The organism is Veillonella parvula (assembly GCF_024461875.1).
In the GTDB taxonomy this organism is placed as follows: Bacteria; Bacillota; Negativicutes; order Veillonellales; family Veillonellaceae; genus Veillonella; species Veillonella parvula_I.
The window spans coordinates 142570-159357 of record NZ_JANGAL010000003.1 but is presented as its reverse complement, the minus strand read 5'-3'; the positions used below and the strand labels follow the sequence as shown (position 1 = coordinate 159357).

The window sequence follows — 16788 nt, the reverse complement described above, 5'->3', positions numbered from 1 at the left end:
GGTCCCCCTCCTATGGTAACAATGTTTGATCTACAAACTCTGAATAGCTCGGCACGTTTTTGATTAAATCAATATGTGTCATGTGATGCACGAGCGCATTGTAACGCTCCTCTGTAAGGGCTAAATCTTTAAACCCAATCACTTTGAGGGAATGTTCAATAACAGGATCCTTAAACTTCATGTATTTTAAGGAAATCTCCTTTTGCGCCTCCGGATGCTCGTCTAAATATGTACCTGCATCGAGATAAGCTTTTGTGAAAGCCTTCGCCAAATCGTGGTGTTCATCGACGAATTGACCGTTGAACACGAGGGCGCAACAGATATTGTCATGCCATAAGTGATCAGGGTCTTCAAAGACCTTCCCAGCTCCCATTTCTATAGCAAGAGAACCAAATGGCTCCGCCACGCTATAGCCAGCGATTTGACCGACCGACAATGCGGACGGCATTTCAGGAGGGCTCATCTCCACTATCTGTACGTCCTTCTCGCTAAGACCTGCCCGTTCAAGCATGAGGTCTACGAGGATTTTTTGAGTTGATTGCTTATGAGGGATAGCAAAGGATTTACCTTTCAAATCCTGTACAGAGTTAATATCGTTATTTACAACGATAATGTTGCCTTCCGTATGACCTAATGCCGCCGCGCGCACATCTATGCCCTGTTCACGAGCCTTTACGCCGAGCTCAACGAGAACGGCTGCAGCGTCTACTTTACCGGTGTTGAGCGCATCCATGAGTTCCGGCCAGGAACCGTATTTAACAAGCTCTACATGGACAGGACCATCTGCTGTCTCCAATTCCTTCGTAGCAAATACCGGCAGCGCATGAGTAATCGGTAAATACGCAACGCGCACGGTCTTCAGCTCCTGTGCTGACTTCGGTACCGTATGCTGATAATATGCATACGCCGCACCTCCGATAACGAGAAGCACAACAGCAATGATTAGATACCAAATTTTCTTCATAATGTCCCCTCTTTCTACCTCACAACAAGGGGCGTTTATGACTCATATCAATTTCCGCATTTTTCTAAACCTTAGATGAAATCAGGCTTTAGAACACCTCGTCTTCTAAACTTAATATAACCTACTATAACAATATGTATTAATTATGTCAATAAATCATATTAATATTGTAGGTATTATTATTTATGTACGAAAAATGTCAATATAGACAAGAGCCTATTCATTTAAATAAGCATTTTAATATAAAAGGCAAATAAATAGATAGTATGTAGAGGATCAACACCAGTAAACGTTCAGATAACATAAAGCTGCAAGATTTTAATTAACCAAAAACAGCAAACAACTAATTAACAAAAAGTGGTAAGGCGCTAATTAACAAAAAACAGGTAGCATCTATTGGATACTACCTGTTTTTAATGTTTATTAAGTTTTCACAATTATTTGAATAGAGTCTTTTTATTTAATACGTAAACTTCTGATGTACCCGCTTCACTAGACTCAGATACATGTGGATAAATGGAGGACTGACGGAAATGCTTAATTTCCCCTTTTGGAACGATTAACATAAGTGGCTTACCAGATTCGATAATCTTGTTAAATTCCTCTTCACTTACTTGTTCCATAAGATATTTCTTCTGCCATTCAGCGCTACGTTTTTTTAATTTATCTCGATCATCCCAGCGGCTTTCATCACCATTAATCTTGATAACCTTATGGCCCGTATAATACACAACAGCCGTACTATAGCCGTTATAGTAATAGACATCCCCTTCATAGGAATCCACTACTGGAACAACATCAATATTACTACGTTGCTTAACGAATGGCTCTAAACCTTCCATAACAACTATAGAAGATATAACCATCGTACCAAGGACAATAATTGTAACTAAACGATATCCTCGTTTCGTATACCATGTATAGAACATAGCCAATATTGCCATAGCAACCACGACATAGAGCAAACAATAAAAACCCCATGGTGCGAAGAAAGAACCTGCTACATAAGCAATCCACAAAAGCAACGTCGGCCCCATAATAATCCATTTTAAGGCTCTAGATTTGCCTTTGCGAATAAGCTTCATAACGCCCAAAGCACCGATAGCACTAAATGGGACTAAGCTAACAAAGGTATATAGAGGGTATTTTGTTGCCATCAAGGTGTAGAATAGCACAATTCCAACACCCCAAGTCATATTATAGATAAACCCTGTATGACGTTGTTTAAAGCCATCGATTATACCGTAAATAACAGCACCCGTCCACGGCATAGAAGCACCAAGGAAGATAGCGAGATAATACCACCACACATTATCTTCTGGATGTTCCGATTGAGTAGCACGCGTTACATTGTGAAGTCCTAAGAAGCCATTGATAAAGTCTTGACCATGAACGCTATACATGTACACATACCACGGCAAACAAACTACACAAAAAGCTAAAATGCCACGCCAATTGAAGATGGCTTTCACCATAGACCAAGAACGATTAATACCTGCAAAAACAAGCAGAATCATACCAGGCAACACAATGGCTACCGGACCTTTAGTGAGTACGCCTAACGCAGCAAATACATAGGCTACAATCATGGCATACGGTTTCTGTTCCACCAGTCCCTTGTAGGAGTAAATCATGACCATCAATGTCGTATAAAGGAGCACCATATCCGTAATAACGCCATGAGCTACGGTCCAGAACATGAGAGATGTGCCCAGAACGGATGCCCCAATGAGACCAAGCGCCCACTTACCGCTCATGGTACGCGTAGATTGATACATGGTCGCCACCGACAAAGCACCGAAAATAGCACTCGGTAGGCGCACCACCCAATCAGCAATTCCAAAAATTTTAAAGCCAAGAGCAATGAGCCAATAAATCATGATGGGTTTATCGTACCAATAAGTACCATAAATCTGCGGAGATAGCCAATCACCTGAAAGAACCATTTCCTTTGCCGTTAACGCATAATTAGATTCAACGGGATCTGTAACAGGCAACATATTATTGCCAAACATATAAAACACTAGCCACACAATAAATACGACTGGTGTTAATCGAGAGAGTTTCATAAGGGCCTCCTTATCGACGATTACGATAGTATCTAAAGCCCAGTACTACAGCTATAATGACAAATACAACGATCATAACAATCAAGAACTCATGATTGTACTCGATAAGGTCTTGCCAATTTTCACCAAGTACCTTGCCTAAGTAAACGAGCAAAATCGTCCAAGGAATCGTACCGAGTACCGTCCAGATGATGAAATGCCACATGGGATAGCGTGCCATTCCTGCCGGGAAGGAGATAAAGGTACGAACACCAGGTAAAAGTCGACCAAAAAATACAGCTACACCGCCATATTTATTAAACATCTTTTCTGCCAGTTCAAATTTATGTTCATTAAAGAATATATATTTACCATATTTCAATAATAAAGGGCGCCCACCATGCTCACCCATCCAGTAGGATACTATAGAACCAACAATACCTGCTAAGATACCTACCACCATTGTTGTATGCATATCAAATATGCCTTGAGCTATTAAATACCCCGCAAAACCAAGTACGATTTCACTTGGAATAGGCACATTAGCATTTTCTAGAACCATTGCAATAAACATGGCCGTATAGCCATATGTTTCCATAAACGAAATAATATATTCCACTATTTTACCTCATTAAAAATCCCCATCCGGGTTCTATAATGTACTTATGCTTGTACATCATTTCGTGAAAATCTCACCCAACCATTTGGTACACCATATATTTTACCATAATAAAGAGACCCTCACCACAAGTGGGGCCTCTTTAAGGTATAAACAGTATGCGATTTTCGCAATAGCTTTTTTTGCTATTGTGCACAGCTCATTAAAAACAACTAACAATTAACTAGCTATACGGCATCTAACCTACTCTGTTTAAGCAAGACCATATGGTACACATATAGGACATGTTTCTTCACTGCGAGGGCTTTGTAAAATATCCGCTTTAATACCGAACCACTCTGCTAAATTCTCTGGGGTCATCATCATATGCGGAGTTCCATCACCTACAATAGCTCCCTCTTTAATAGCAATAATGCGGTCACTATAGCGCAAAGCTAGATTCAAATCATGGAGCACCATAACGACCATAATATTTCGTTCCCGCTGTGTGCGTTTAACTAGCTCCATCAACTCAATTTGATGGCGACTATCGAGATAGGTAGTCGGTTCATCGAGGAGTAAAATATTCGGTTCTTGCGCCAAACTTAATGAAAGCCATACGCGCTGCCGTTCACCGCCGGATAGTTCCCCTATTTGCCGATACCGATATTTCCATACATCTGTGCATTTCATCGCCTTCTCCACAGTAGCTAAATCCGCATCAGATAGTTCCTTAAAAATCGATACATACGGATTTCGTCCGGATCGAACCAACTGCTCAACTAACATTCCTTCAGGGGCGGTCGTAATTTGCGGTAACAAAGCTATATGGCGCGCTAATTCCTTCGTATTCCACGAATGTAAAGATTTTTCATCCAGCGATATGGTGCCTTGTTTTATCTTGATAAGCCGCGCCAAAGCTTTCAAAAACGTCGATTTTCCTGAACCATTTGGACCGATGATAGATATTATTTCCGGTTTATCAAAGACGATGGATTGATTCTCCAGTATTAATCGTTTTCCATAGCCTACCGTTATATTATCCACGGTTAACACACTCATCTTCGCCCCACCCCTTTCAATAGATACAAGAAGAATGGAGCACCCAAAAAGCTCATCAGTACACCTACAGGAATTTCACCGGGCGCAATCATCATACGCGCCAATGTATCTGCATAAACAATTAATATGCCACCAAAGACCATAGACGTAGGAATCAAGTAACGATAATCCACACCTACGATGAGGCGCGCCACATGAGGCACTATAAGGCCTACAAATCCCAACATCCCCGACACGCTCACCGCTGATGCGGCTAGCAAAGAGGCTAATACGAGTAAGGACAATCGACATCTTTCAACATGTACCCCCAAGGTACGTGCCGTATCATCGCCTAAACTAAGCAATGTAAGCCATCTGATAGATATCATAGATCCAATAATGCCTATAGCCGTATAAGGCCAGATCATCATCACATCGTCCCAGCTGCGCCCTACAAAACCACCTGCCATCCAGCTCACCGTTCCTTGAACACGATCTGGATAAAAAACGGACAAAATCGTATTAAACCCGCCGAAGAAAGCCGCTACAGCCACACCGGCTAAGATAAGGCGCAACGGATTAAGTCCACCTTGCCAAGAAATACCGTAAACCAAAAACGATGCCACTAACGCACCAACAAAAGCACCAATAGGAACAAGCATAACGTAAGTAGGCATGAGAATCATAATAATCATAGCCGCCAAAGCACCGCCAGAGGTAATGCCAATAATGCCAGGATCCGCCAAAGGATTTCGCAAGATACCTTGTAAAATCACGCCAGCTAAGGCAAGATTCATGCCCGCTAAAAAGCCCACTACAACACGTGGTAAGCGTATAGTCATGATAATTTGACCAATTTTTGATGTATCGCCACCCGTTATGATTTGGTATAATTCGCTCCAAGTTAATGGAACGGCGCCCAATTTCATACTCAGCAACACACCTGCTATTAACAGAATCAGTGCAGCCACAAAAACGCGTAAGCCACGACGTTCCTGCACATTAATGAGATTGTCCATATAACACCTTTTCCGCATATAATAACACTTGATCCATTCGGGCGGTCGGCACCGACGCAAACAACGGACCCGGCAAGACCTCTATATTCCCATTAGCAATAGCAGGTACATTCTGCCATGCCGGCGTTTTAAAAGCCTTTTTAAAAGCTGCTATATCTTTCTCACCGCTACTGCCATGATTAATCAAGATAACCTTGTCGCAATCAAGAATGGCCATCGTCTCCAGATTAAGCGGAATATATCCATCCAAAGCATTCTCCGATACATCCTGCGGCAAATATACATCAGCAACATTTTTTGCTCCTAATCTTTGGAAAATATCTCCCACATATGTTTTACTGGAGGCTAGTTGATAACTCGTAGGCGTCCCAAAAACGATGAGGACACGCGGCGCAGATTCATCTTTATGCCGCTGTATGATTTCTGATAGGATATCATTATATTTCTGGACCAACGCAACCGCCTCCCTATCATGACCAGTCATGGTGCCCACATGCCGAATATGGTCCATGATGTCATCATAATTGGAGGATAGATGGTAAAAGCTAGGAATATGATTCGCATTAAATGCTTTGCGCAACGCCGTTTGAAACGGCATGGCGATGCCGATAACGAGATTTGGGTCGGACATAATAATTCGTTCAATACTTGGAGATACAGCACTATTCATATTTGGATACTGTGCAATTTTAGCCTGCACATCTGCCGGTAACTCCCTTGAATTTACTACGCCTACGGGGCTAACACCTAAAGCGATGAGTAATTCGCTATCTGCCGAAGAAATAGATACTACTCGACTTGCTACACTCGGCAACGACACAATTTGCTTTGTATCATCTTCAATCTGAATAGCACCTACCTCGCTGAATACCTCTCGCTTACCTTCAAAACTTATAACCGTAGTGAAAGCTCCCACAACGGCAACAATACCCAATAAACATAATAATGGCTTATTGATAATGATCACCTCGCAGATAACTTATGCAAGCTAAACCTCATAGATTATAATTTCAAATTAATGCCACTATATTATGTATGAAATACATGCATTAAAGCCTCAGCATTTCATACATACATTAATATCTCACTATTACATACGCAGGTTAAGGCCCATGCGATATGTAGCGCCATGAATATCCCGTAAGTCTTGTTTTTCGCCAAATATATTTTCAACCCCTACATACATGGATGCATTATCATTCAACTGACGAGTCACCATAATATTCCAAGTTTGAATATTTTTCTTCTTCGGAATGCTGAGACGTGGGTTAACAACGATAGCATCGATGCCATCAAGGTAGTTAATATAATAATTACCCCAGAACGCACCAGTCCAACGACCTTGATGATAATTAACACCACCACTGAATACATGGCGACCACGGTTTAACAGACGGTCGTGGGTTACGTCATTTTTCGCATCCAAATATGTATAGTTGCCGAATACATCCCATTTATCATTGAGTCTATGATTTACAGATAATTCCACACCTTGCAATACAGCACGAGGTAAATTGGAATACGAAACATAAATTCGGCGATTTGCCATATCAATACGATTAGCACCACTTTCAATATAATTTTTAATAACATTGTGGAAATAGGACGCCTTAACATTTGTCCGTTTCCAATCTTTTTCTACGGAGAAATCAAAGTTATATGAGCTTTCAGGTTTCAAATTAGGATTACCTTGCAAATATATATCGAAAGCCCCTAATCGCCCTCTTGGCACATTAGATGCCATAAGCCAATGATGATACATTTCCGTCATACCAGGTGTGGAGTAGCCTGCACCATAGTTCATTTTAAAGCGAAGACTATCATTTGCTTTATAGGTAACACCAATCTTAGGCGACCAATGGCTATCAAATGCATTTGACGTATCATAGCGAACAGCAGGAATAATTACCCATTTACGACTAGGTTTCCATTGATGTTGCACAAAGTAACTACCGTAATTAATGGTTGCCTTACCCGCGGTATCTGTAATGCCTTCTCGAGTTCTTGACCATGCTATGGAGCCATTATTAATACGTGTACTAATCGCTTCTTGACGGCGGAATTGAACGCCATACGTCAAGAGATTCTTCTTATCAATTGCCGTGTTAACCTGTGCCTCTGTAATCCATTCTTTATTATAATATTCATCCCAAATGGATAGTTTTTTTATGCCACCCGTGCGCTTATATTGATCATAAGTGTCTTTGTAATGATTGTAGTAAGACTGCACCATAAGCGATGACCGGCCGCGACGGCCATTCCAACGAAGACCTGTGCTTGTAGTAGTCGTATTTTTATCAACCGATTGAGTCAATGCGCTACCCTTTTTCGTATTCATGTCCAAATCTTCAGTTTCTCGATCTATAAAGAAGGAAAATTTATCCCTTTTTCCCGCTTGATAAGATACGTCAAAATGAAGCGGTATTCGGTCACCATGATAGTTATTATCCGATCCAGAGTCATTATTTCCCGCTATATTCCTGCGAATACCGGCACCAATCGATCCGTTCCACTTTCCTTGTTGTCCACTACGAGCCAATACATTGAAGTTATATCCTGTTGCACTCGATGCATCACGCCGGGAAATTTCAGTATTAACCTCTACACTTGGCTTTCTGGATTGTTTTGTAATAATATTAATAACCCCACCGTTCGCTTCGGAACCATAAAGGGCACTCGACGGACCACGCGTTATTTCGATGCGCTCCACATTATCCATGCCTTGACGAAGCCAACCCATGGCATTAGCTCTCGTTTTCGTCAACTCTCCAGTAACACGTCGTCCATCAATAAGAATTAATGTATGACGAGATTCGGCACCACGCATTGTAATATTTTGTCCACCGTGAGCATCAGTGCTGAAAGCAACGCCTGGCACACTTTGTAAGGCTTGCTCTAAATTACGATATTGACGATCTTTAATTTCTTCTTGTGAAATAATCGTTGTCGCAATTGGCACATCCCGAACTAAAGCCTCCGTACGAGTAGCAGTAACCGTAATATCTTTCATGCGTCTCGACTGCTCATCACTCGCATTATTTTGAGATTCATTCATACTAACTACACTTGTAGAACTATTATTTTCTGCACCTACCACACCTGCAGCAGATGTTAGATACACAACACACAATAGTGCTGCCCATGATTTTTTCATCACACACCTCCAGAAAATATATTAGGGCTCTAATAGCATAAAACGATATCTAATCTCAATTATATATTCATTAAGAATAACTATCAATATTATTTTATGTTATCAAAGTAATATATATACATATAAAAAAACTAGTATCTATAAAGATACTAGTTTTTCATTATACTTATAAATTATAGTGAATTGTGATATCTGCATATTGCTGTGTACCTGTAGAATTTTCAGCGCCACCCACACTATAAGCATATTCCCTAGCATGTTCTGATAACATAGGGTCATCAGAGTTAAGAACTTCCACACTGGCAACACTGCCACCTGGGGCAAAATAAATTCTTAGTGTTACATCACCTTGAATTCCCATAGTGTATGCATCTGTAGGGTAATTACTATTAATTGCACTTTGTAAATTACTCCAATACCCATCATAACTGAATGTGCCGCCACCACCGACATCAACTTCAGTACCTCCGGTACCTTCACGATCGCTAAGCCCTTCTCCGCTACCTGTTGATGCATACCCGATCCCAGAACCTTCAGCTCCGACAAGTCCACTCCCCGTATTGCTACCAACAGAAGATTGTTTAACCGTTCCTATTTCACCAGCACTCGCTTGTTGACTAGACGGACTTACATCACTTTTTGTAGGAACAGCAGAGTTGCCATTTTGTCCTCCATGACCGGCTCCTCCGTTATCAAGTTGAACATTATTATTTTCCAATTCTTTTGAGTGTTGGATCTCATGAGCTTTTTCTTCTTTAATTTGCTCTTTAATTTCCTCTACTTGTTTCTCTGCTTCCTGTTCCGTTAGAAAATTAATTTGTAACGATCCAGTCATTTGAGATTCGATATAATCAGAAAAAGAAACAAAGGCAACACCAACCGTAATAATACTTATAACTGTAGCAATAACAAAGGCTTTTTTATAGGTCATATGTGGATATTTCCACACATCTACATATTTTTTCGCCATAGCATCACCTATTTATTAACAGTGGCAATACTAATACTTGCAGCGCCGGCTAATTTCATCTCATCCATTAATTCCACAACCTTGCCATAACTCAAATCCTTGTCAGCACGAATAAGGAAGTTTTGATTTTTATTCTCTCCAATTTTGGCTTTCACAGAGCTAATAAGCTGTTCTTTCGTCACATATCCATCATCAATCATCAGCTGCCCAGATTTTTCAAAATCAATTAAAACCGGGCGCAACTCTGCGGACTGTTGTGTTTTTGTTTTTGGTAGCATAATAGACAAGGATTGTTGCGGAATCGTATATATGGTGCTAATCATAAAAAATACGAGCAAGAAAAAGATGATATCAATCATAGGGATAACCATCAAAGTAGGCTTTTCTCCCTCCATACGGCTCATTCGTTTCATGCAGCATGCCCCCGATCATAAGAATCTAAGACACGAGAAAATGAATCTTCTAAACGAGATATTGTCATACGTACATGATGAGTAAATCCGGCATGAAAACACAATGCCACAATAGCCACGCAAAGACCAGAAGCAGTTGCGACAAGGGCTTCCCCCACACCACCGGTAATAGCAGTAGGTACCGCACCGTCAGCACCGAACACCTGAAAGGCACCGATCATCCCCGTTACAGTACCAAGCAATCCTAATAATGGTGCTATCGTAACAATGGTAGAGAGCCAATCAAGACCACGGGAAGCGTGCGTATAAACATGGGCCACCATATCCTCCATTTTGGATTGCAATACATTGCGATCATGACACTGTCCAAGCACGCGAGTCAGATTATACGAAATATTAGCTGTATATTTAGATTCTAAGCTAGTTAATAAGGATTGCCAATTTATTTCGCTCTCTTCTAATGCATCATTCAAAGCAAACATTTCCCGCTTCAATTGTCGATAATAAGCTATACGTTCTATCGCTATAGCTACGGTTATGATAAGTGCCACTAGTAGCGGCCACATAACAAATCCACCATGTAAGAATAATTCCCACGCCTCTTTCATCGTAAACCTCCTTTATAAGTAGCTTAATTCTATATACTAATTTCCTACACTAACAAACTGATTATAAATAGACTATCCTATTATAAATTGATAAATAAAATCACTTAATAAGTCTATCATATCATACTACATTTTCCAATCTTATATGTATAACAAGCACTTTAGAGAACATTATAATCTATGAATCTGAAATAATTTTGAATTTATATCTCAATTAATGCGCAAAAAAAGCGACCAGGATTTCTCCATGATCGCTTTTATACTACCTTTAGATTATATTTGTACCTTTCTAGACTACAGCATAGAAGCAGTACTATTGCAATTCAGTAGTTTGTGTCTTTACTTCACGAGCTGTAGTAAATGCTGCTAATTCTGCATCACCAGAACCAAGAATTACTTTATTAGCCACTAACGCATTAGCCGCTGTTTTAGCATCTTGTAAAGTAATTCCAGCACGAGGAGCACTAATTGTGACTGATGTGCTTTTACCACCGACCGTAGAAAATGTAAGCTATACAACGCGTTTTTCCGCCATGTGGGCGCCTCCTTTCACGTTTCATAAACAAGTTCATCGAATCTAGATAGGCTGTAAACATGTTAGATTACAAGTATACGTATCTTCGATTCATATCAATAAGGATGGGAATGTGTGGACTTGCTATTTCTACACCTCTTTACGACTATCTGAGAATGTACGAATCTAGCAATAAAATGTGTTTGGAGCACCTAAAACAAGAATGAGTAGAAACTCTACCCTTAATGCCCTAAGGATACTTCATTGACGCGGACCACGTCGGACAAGCTGTGGTCATACAAGGCTGCCAGCGCATTACCAACGGTTTTCACATTATCGTCAGACGCTTCTTCTGCAACACGAGTATAAGTTACGTCTTTGTACTTCGGCGCATCTTCGGTACCGATGTTAAAACGCAACACCAATTTAGTGCGTTTAATGTTAGCCATCGTATCACCTCCTTTCACCCTCTTATATTCCTGAGGGCCTTGTTCGACAACCCCCTTGCCGTTATTTAAGGTACTTATGGTGAAAGTAGCTGAACTCTGACTGTAATACTATAAATTGAAATAGAAAAAGACCTCTACCTAATGATATCTAGAAGATTAATATTCTAGATATCACCAGTAAAGGTCTATAAAGTGCTCTTATTACGAGTACTATTCAAATACATATTATTCGGTTTTCAACGCCAATATAAAGTCATATGCTTTAACAGCAGCTTCAGTGTCCACAAAATGTAGAGGATTTAACATACGACAGAATTTAAAAAGATATTCATGTTTACGCAAAATGTCTTTTATATGTAGCACTGTCTCACGGGCTGTACAGGCTGAGCTATAGCCATTCATCATAGCATATAGGTAAGAAATAGGTAAATTATCCTCCCGAAGGAAGCTGTGAACGAAGACGAGTAAATCCCAGCCTTGCGGTGTTAACTCAGGCCAACGACGGCTATTCTCCCAATCGAGCAATGTGATCTTATCTAGTTCAGGCTCATAGGTAATGTCGCGCATAGCAGGACGGCCATGACTCAAGCCATAATCATGCAACTGACCTAATGTCTTGCCAAACATATAAAAAATATGACTTAACATATCCTGCAAACTATCATCCTCTGGATGTTGAGCGGGCAATTGGCTATAATATGTTAACGTTTTACCACAAGCTTCTGTAACAAAATAATGTTCTCTAAAACCAACAATAACAGGAGCTACTGGCAATTGCGTATTCACAAAAGAAATCTTGTAAAACTCATAATCAAAAGAAGCTCTAGGTGCGGGCTTAATCCAACTAGAGCGATGGTTACTTATATCCTGTTTTACAAAGTACTGTTTGTTGTTAAAATCCACAGAAAAAACACGATGTTCTGTCTCTTGATCAATCATTCGATCAATATATTCTAATAGCATATCATTCATTATTTCCCCCCGTATATACACTCTATAATGCTAATCGCCCTCTCAAAGCATAATGACTAGCATGTCCAATATAATATCTCCCAAAATTATATTGTATAGTCTAGTATATATATAGCATTATAATAATTTATGAATTACAACATATTAGCTATTACTCATATAAGTGTATACAATTTGTGTACTTATTATACTACAATTATCAATCGATATCAAAATCAAATTTATTTATAAAGTTAGTATTTTACTGTATTTATTTTACATTTATCGATTTATATACATTTCACGATTTATAATTCAGTACAATTAAATCCAAACCTATTACTATTAACATTACTGAAATTCCATTTTTAGAAAAGAAAAACCCCCTAGCCTAAGCTAGGGGGTTTTTCTGGTAATTATGATAATAGGTTTAGATTCAGACTACTATATAGACCAACTCTGATCATGTCTAAATCAAACGAATTAACCTACAAATTTTGTCACTGCTGCAGTATCAGTTAAATGACGTTTAGGCATACCCATTTCAGCAGGAGAAATGCCAAGAGCAAGACCTACTAATTGGGACATGTGCAAGATTGGCATATCTTTGCCGCCGCCTACAACTTCTTTAGCTTCTTTTTGGAACATATCAAGTTGCATTTGGCAAAGTGGGCAAGGAGTAACTACGCAATCTGCGCCTTCTGTAGCCGCATCTTTATTGATGGAGCCAGTCATTTGCATTACGGAATCATGTGCAGGGTATACAGCATGGAAACCGCAGCAATCAAGTTTACGGGAGAAGTCGATTGGTGTAGCACCGATAGCGGAGATTAAATCTGCTAAGGATGTAGGCATTTGATAATCTTCGAAGCCCATTTCAGTTTGAGGACGAAGAATATGGCAACCATAGTATTCAGCTACACGTAAACCAGTTAACGGTTTAACAACTTTAGCTTTCAATTTATCCAAACCGTAATCGCGGATCAATACCCATAAGAAATGAGTAATATCAGTTGTACCGCGGTATTGTTTACCGATTTGAGCTAATTTTTTATTAACTTCGTTCTTTTCTTTTTCGTTTGCATCAAGTTCATTTTTAGCTTCACGAAGCATCAAAGTACAAGTGTTACATACAGTTAAAAGGTTCAAACCTTTTTCTTCTGCCAATGCAATGTTACGAGCATTTGTAGCAAGTGTAATTTCTGGAGCGATGTCTTGAACGTGGGACGCGCCACAGCAAGTCCAACCGTCAAGTTCTTCCAACTCGATGCCTAATTTTTTAGCTACAGCAACTGTTGCTAAGTAGTCTTCTTTGGCAGCGCTTTCAAGAACGCAACCTGGGAAAAATGCGTATTTCATTATTTGCTTACCTCCTCAGCTGCTTTCATAAGTCTGCGAACACCATCAATACCATTTACAGGTTTTTGAGGTACTACAAGTTCGAATGGATTGATTTTGCTGTGTTTCCACAAACGTAAAGCATAGAATGCTTGTTTAGCGGAATCAACAACACCATCAGATTTCAAGCTCATAGAAACTTCTTTCAAGCGACCAGTTTTGTAAAGGTCCTCTTTGAAAGCAACTGCATGGCGAACGCCTTTGCTGTTAGTAAGACCAGCTTTTGTAGCTTCTTTACGCAAGTTGGAAATATCTTGAGCAGGTTTTAAGTGTTTAGGGCAACGGGAGATACAGTTCATGCAATGAACGCATTTCCAAAGGCCATTGTCGAATGCAGGTTGAATGTGAGCCATAGGTGCATCATCACGGCTATCCAATACGAAACGGTTAGCTTTTGTGAATACATATGGTTCTAAGAAGTCATCTTGACGTGCAGTCAATTTGTTACATTCAGATGCGCAACAACCGCAAAGAATACATTCTGTACCAGCAACGAATTTTTTGAAGTCAGCTGGAGTTTGGCGAACGATTTTGTCCCCTTCGTTGAATTCAGCTTTAAGGAAAATCCAAGGAGCAACTGTTTTCAAGCGATCAACTTTGGATTCCCAGTCAACAACTAAGTCACGGATAACACGGAAGTTGCCGATCGGAGCGATTGTCAATTCGTCTGTGCCATAACGTTCTGTTAATTCATCGATTTTAGATTCACAGCCGAGCATCGCTTCGCCGTTTACACGAATGGAGCAAGCGCCGCAAACTGCGGAACGGCAAGCTGCCAAGAATGTCAATGTTGGATCCTGTGTATCTTTAATTTTTTGAAGGCCCCAGAGGATTGTACGGTCAGGTTCGTAATCAAATTTGAAAGTCTGTACAAACGCGCGACCTTGTTGGTAACGGTGAATATGGTAGGTGATTTGTCTCATCTTAGTACTTCCTTTCTTGTGGTTCGTATTTAGTGAACACTACGTCGCGTTCTGTTAATTCGTATTGACCGTCAGCACCTAATTTGATCAAAGAATGTTTTAAGTATTTTTCATCATTACGTTTAGGATGGTCTTCACGAATATGAGCACCACGAGATTCACGGCGGTGTAAAGCGCCCATAGCAATAGCTTTTGCTACTGTTAACATGGAGCCGATTTCACAATAGTTTACGAATGCCATATTGTAAGTACGTTCAGGGTCACCTACATAGCAAGTTTTATAATCTTCAATCAATTGTTCGATTTCTTTTAAGGCTTCAGTAATACCTTCTTCATTACGGAAGATACCTACTTTATTCCACATTGCATCAGCCAATGCATCGCGGATTTCTACAACCGGACGACCGCCTTCACGGGATGTTACTTCTGTGAAACGAGCTTCCCAAGCTTTTGCAGCTGCAGCAAGTTCCGCATCTACGTTAGGTTGTTCATGTGTTTCAGCATAATCAGCTGCGCCAGCACCGGATACCTTACCGAATACTACACCGTCTGCCAAGGAGTTACCACCCAAGCGGTTCGCACCGTGGATGGAGATACAAGATGCTTCGCCAGAAGCGAACAAACCAGGCAATTCACATGCACAAGTTTTGTAATCCACTACGTCGATACCGCCCATTGTATAGTGACATGTAGGACGAATAGGTACCGGTTGAGTCAATGGATCGCAATGTTCGAAGCACATAGCTAAGTCGCGGATACCATGAAGTTTTTCGATAATAACTTCAGGGCCCAAGTGACGAAGGTCAGCTACTACATATGCGTTAAGGCCAGAACCGAAACCACGACCTGCAGCGATTTCATCTTCGATCGCTTTCGCTACAACGTCACGAGATGCCAATTCCATTTTGTTAGGCGCATATTTTTTCATGAAACGTTCGCCTTCAGCGTTAAGAAGGTAACCACCTTCACCACGAACCGCTTCGGACATCAAGATACCAGTACGACCAAGACCAGTTGGATGGAATTGGATCATTTCCATATCTTTCAAGCCGTTACCAGCGCGGAATGCTGCTGCCATACCATCGCCTGTGGAAAGGAATGGGTTTGTAGTACGAGTCCAGAAGATACGGCCTGCACCACCAGTAGACAAGATAATAGCTTTCGCTTTAATTTGTTCTACTTTACCTTCTTTCATGTTCCACACAACAGCGCCACCAACGTGACCTTCTGCAGATTTAACAAGATCTAAAAGATACCATTCTTGTAAGAAGTGTACGCCTTCTTTCAAGCATTGTTCGTAAGTTGTGTGCAAAATAACGTGACCAGTTTTATCCGCAGAGTAGCAAGTACGTGGATAGGATTGACCACCGAAGTTACGTTGCGCAATTTTATTCTCTTCAGTACGGGAGAATGGAGCACCCATGTGGTCCATTTCAAGTACGCCTTCTGGACAACGAGAGCAGAAGAATTCGATTGCATCTTGGTCGCCAAGATAGTCAGAACCTTTTACAGTATCGAAAGTATGAGTTTCAACTGTATCTTCAGCTGCAACGTTGTTCAAACATGCATTTACACCGCCTTGCGCCATTGCTGTTGCAGAGCGAGTTGGGAAAATTTTAGTAATAAGAGCTACTTTTAAGCCTTTGCGACGACCTACTTCAAGAGCCGCACGCATGCCGGCGCCACCGCTACCTACTACTAGAACATCAAACTGTTCCATAATGACCTCCTCATAACT

At 40.6% G+C, this 16788-nt stretch carries 15 protein-coding genes and 1 pseudogene; all 16 read right to left on the bottom strand.

From position 1 onward, the window contains the following. Positions 1-10 precede the first annotated feature (10 nt). Positions 11-964, bottom strand: coding sequence for an ABC transporter substrate-binding protein (locus NE668_RS06585; protein ID WP_187002402.1), 954 nt, complete (start codon positions 962-964; stop codon positions 11-13). Between the two features lie 437 nt (positions 965-1401). Further along, entirely contained in the window at positions 1402-3033 is a 1632-nt protein-coding gene (locus tag NE668_RS06580) for an ArnT family glycosyltransferase (protein ID WP_227037269.1), read from the bottom strand. Positions 3034-3043: 10 nt separating this feature from the next. Beyond that, positions 3044-3631, bottom strand: coding sequence for a DedA family protein (locus tag NE668_RS06575; RefSeq protein WP_008602158.1), 588 nt, complete (start codon positions 3629-3631; stop codon positions 3044-3046). Between the two features lie 252 nt (positions 3632-3883). Next, on the bottom strand, positions 3884-4672 hold the full coding sequence (locus NE668_RS06570) for an ABC transporter ATP-binding protein (RefSeq protein WP_227037268.1): 789 nt from the start codon (positions 4670-4672) through the stop codon (positions 3884-3886). Continuing rightward, positions 4669-5670 carry a FecCD family ABC transporter permease gene (locus NE668_RS06565; protein ID WP_105087221.1) on the bottom strand — a complete coding sequence of 334 codons (1002 nt, stop codon included), beginning with the start codon at positions 5668-5670 and terminating at the stop codon, positions 4669-4671. The genes NE668_RS06570 and NE668_RS06565 overlap by 4 nt, the downstream gene beginning before the upstream one ends. After that, a complete protein-coding gene (locus tag NE668_RS06560; RefSeq protein ID WP_227037267.1) occupies positions 5654-6637 on the bottom strand; it encodes an ABC transporter substrate-binding protein in 984 nt (327 codons plus the stop codon). Before NE668_RS06560 ends, NE668_RS06565 begins: the two co-directional genes overlap by 17 nt. Before the next feature lie 123 nt (positions 6638-6760). After that, positions 6761-8824 carry a TonB-dependent receptor plug domain-containing protein gene (locus NE668_RS06555; RefSeq protein WP_227037266.1) on the bottom strand — a complete coding sequence of 688 codons (2064 nt, stop codon included), beginning with the start codon at positions 8822-8824 and terminating at the stop codon, positions 6761-6763. Positions 8825-8990: 166 nt separating this feature from the next. Further along, on the bottom strand, positions 8991-9794 hold the full coding sequence (gene tolA / locus NE668_RS06550; RefSeq protein WP_008714762.1) for a cell envelope integrity protein TolA: 804 nt from the start codon (positions 9792-9794) through the stop codon (positions 8991-8993). A gap of 8 nt (positions 9795-9802) precedes the next feature. Then, a complete protein-coding gene (locus NE668_RS06545; RefSeq protein ID WP_227037265.1) occupies positions 9803-10207 on the bottom strand; it encodes an ExbD/TolR family protein in 405 nt (134 codons plus the stop codon). Next, positions 10204-10815, bottom strand: a complete 612-nt coding sequence (locus NE668_RS06540; RefSeq protein WP_008602145.1) for a MotA/TolQ/ExbB proton channel family protein — start codon at positions 10813-10815, stop codon at positions 10204-10206. Before NE668_RS06540 ends, NE668_RS06545 begins: the two co-directional genes overlap by 4 nt. A 313-nt stretch (positions 10816-11128) precedes the next feature. After that, positions 11129-11350, bottom strand: a pseudogene (locus NE668_RS10345) (DUF2922 domain-containing protein). A 221-nt stretch (positions 11351-11571) separates the two neighbouring features. Further along, a complete protein-coding gene (locus tag NE668_RS06530) occupies positions 11572-11778 on the bottom strand; it encodes a DUF1659 domain-containing protein (RefSeq protein WP_009352393.1) in 207 nt (68 codons plus the stop codon). 225 nt (positions 11779-12003) lie between these two features. After that, entirely contained in the window at positions 12004-12750 is a 747-nt protein-coding gene (locus NE668_RS06525; protein ID WP_021148714.1) for a BUD32 family EKC/KEOPS complex subunit, read from the bottom strand. 462 nt (positions 12751-13212) lie between these two features. Further along, a complete protein-coding gene (locus tag NE668_RS06520) occupies positions 13213-14088 on the bottom strand; it encodes a CoB--CoM heterodisulfide reductase iron-sulfur subunit B family protein (protein ID WP_058948263.1) in 876 nt (291 codons plus the stop codon). Then, the gene (locus NE668_RS06515) at positions 14088-15050 is read right to left on the bottom strand and encodes a succinate dehydrogenase/fumarate reductase iron-sulfur subunit (RefSeq protein ID WP_004698188.1); all 963 of its coding nucleotides are present in this window, start codon (positions 15048-15050) and stop codon (positions 14088-14090) included. Before NE668_RS06515 ends, NE668_RS06520 begins: the two co-directional genes overlap by 1 nt. Position 15051: 1 nt before the next feature. Continuing rightward, positions 15052-16770 carry an FAD-binding protein gene (locus tag NE668_RS06510; RefSeq protein WP_105087227.1) on the bottom strand — a complete coding sequence of 573 codons (1719 nt, stop codon included), beginning with the start codon at positions 16768-16770 and terminating at the stop codon, positions 15052-15054. Positions 16771-16788 lie beyond the last annotated feature (18 nt).

Excerpts from the sequence above, each read along its gene's own strand:
- NE668_RS06585 (WP_187002402.1), bottom strand. The coding sequence starts at position 964 with ATGAAGAAAATTTGGTATCTAATCATTGCTGTTGTGCTTCTCGTTATC.
- NE668_RS06580 (WP_227037269.1), bottom strand. The coding sequence starts at position 3,033 with ATGAAACTCTCTCGATTAACACCAGTCGTATTTATTGTGTGGCTAGTG.
- NE668_RS06570 (WP_227037268.1), bottom strand. The coding sequence starts at position 4,672 with ATGAGTGTGTTAACCGTGGATAATATAACGGTAGGCTATGGAAAACGA.
- NE668_RS06565 (WP_105087221.1), bottom strand. The coding sequence starts at position 5,670 with ATGGACAATCTCATTAATGTGCAGGAACGTCGTGGCTTACGCGTTTTT.
- NE668_RS06555 (WP_227037266.1), bottom strand. The coding sequence starts at position 8,824 with ATGAAAAAATCATGGGCAGCACTATTGTGTGTTGTGTATCTAACATCT.
- tolA (WP_008714762.1), bottom strand. The coding sequence starts at position 9,794 with ATGGCGAAAAAATATGTAGATGTGTGGAAATATCCACATATGACCTAT.
- NE668_RS06545 (WP_227037265.1), bottom strand. The coding sequence starts at position 10,207 with ATGAAACGAATGAGCCGTATGGAGGGAGAAAAGCCTACTTTGATGGTT.
- NE668_RS06540 (WP_008602145.1), bottom strand. The coding sequence starts at position 10,815 with ATGAAAGAGGCGTGGGAATTATTCTTACATGGTGGATTTGTTATGTGG.
- NE668_RS06530 (WP_009352393.1), bottom strand. The coding sequence starts at position 11,778 with ATGGCTAACATTAAACGCACTAAATTGGTGTTGCGTTTTAACATCGGT.
- NE668_RS06525 (WP_021148714.1), bottom strand. The coding sequence starts at position 12,750 with ATGAATGATATGCTATTAGAATATATTGATCGAATGATTGATCAAGAG.
- NE668_RS06520 (WP_058948263.1), bottom strand. The coding sequence starts at position 14,088 with ATGAAATACGCATTTTTCCCAGGTTGCGTTCTTGAAAGCGCTGCCAAA.
- NE668_RS06515 (WP_004698188.1), bottom strand. The coding sequence starts at position 15,050 with ATGAGACAAATCACCTACCATATTCACCGTTACCAACAAGGTCGCGCG.
- NE668_RS06510 (WP_105087227.1), bottom strand. The coding sequence starts at position 16,770 with ATGGAACAGTTTGATGTTCTAGTAGTAGGTAGCGGTGGCGCCGGCATG.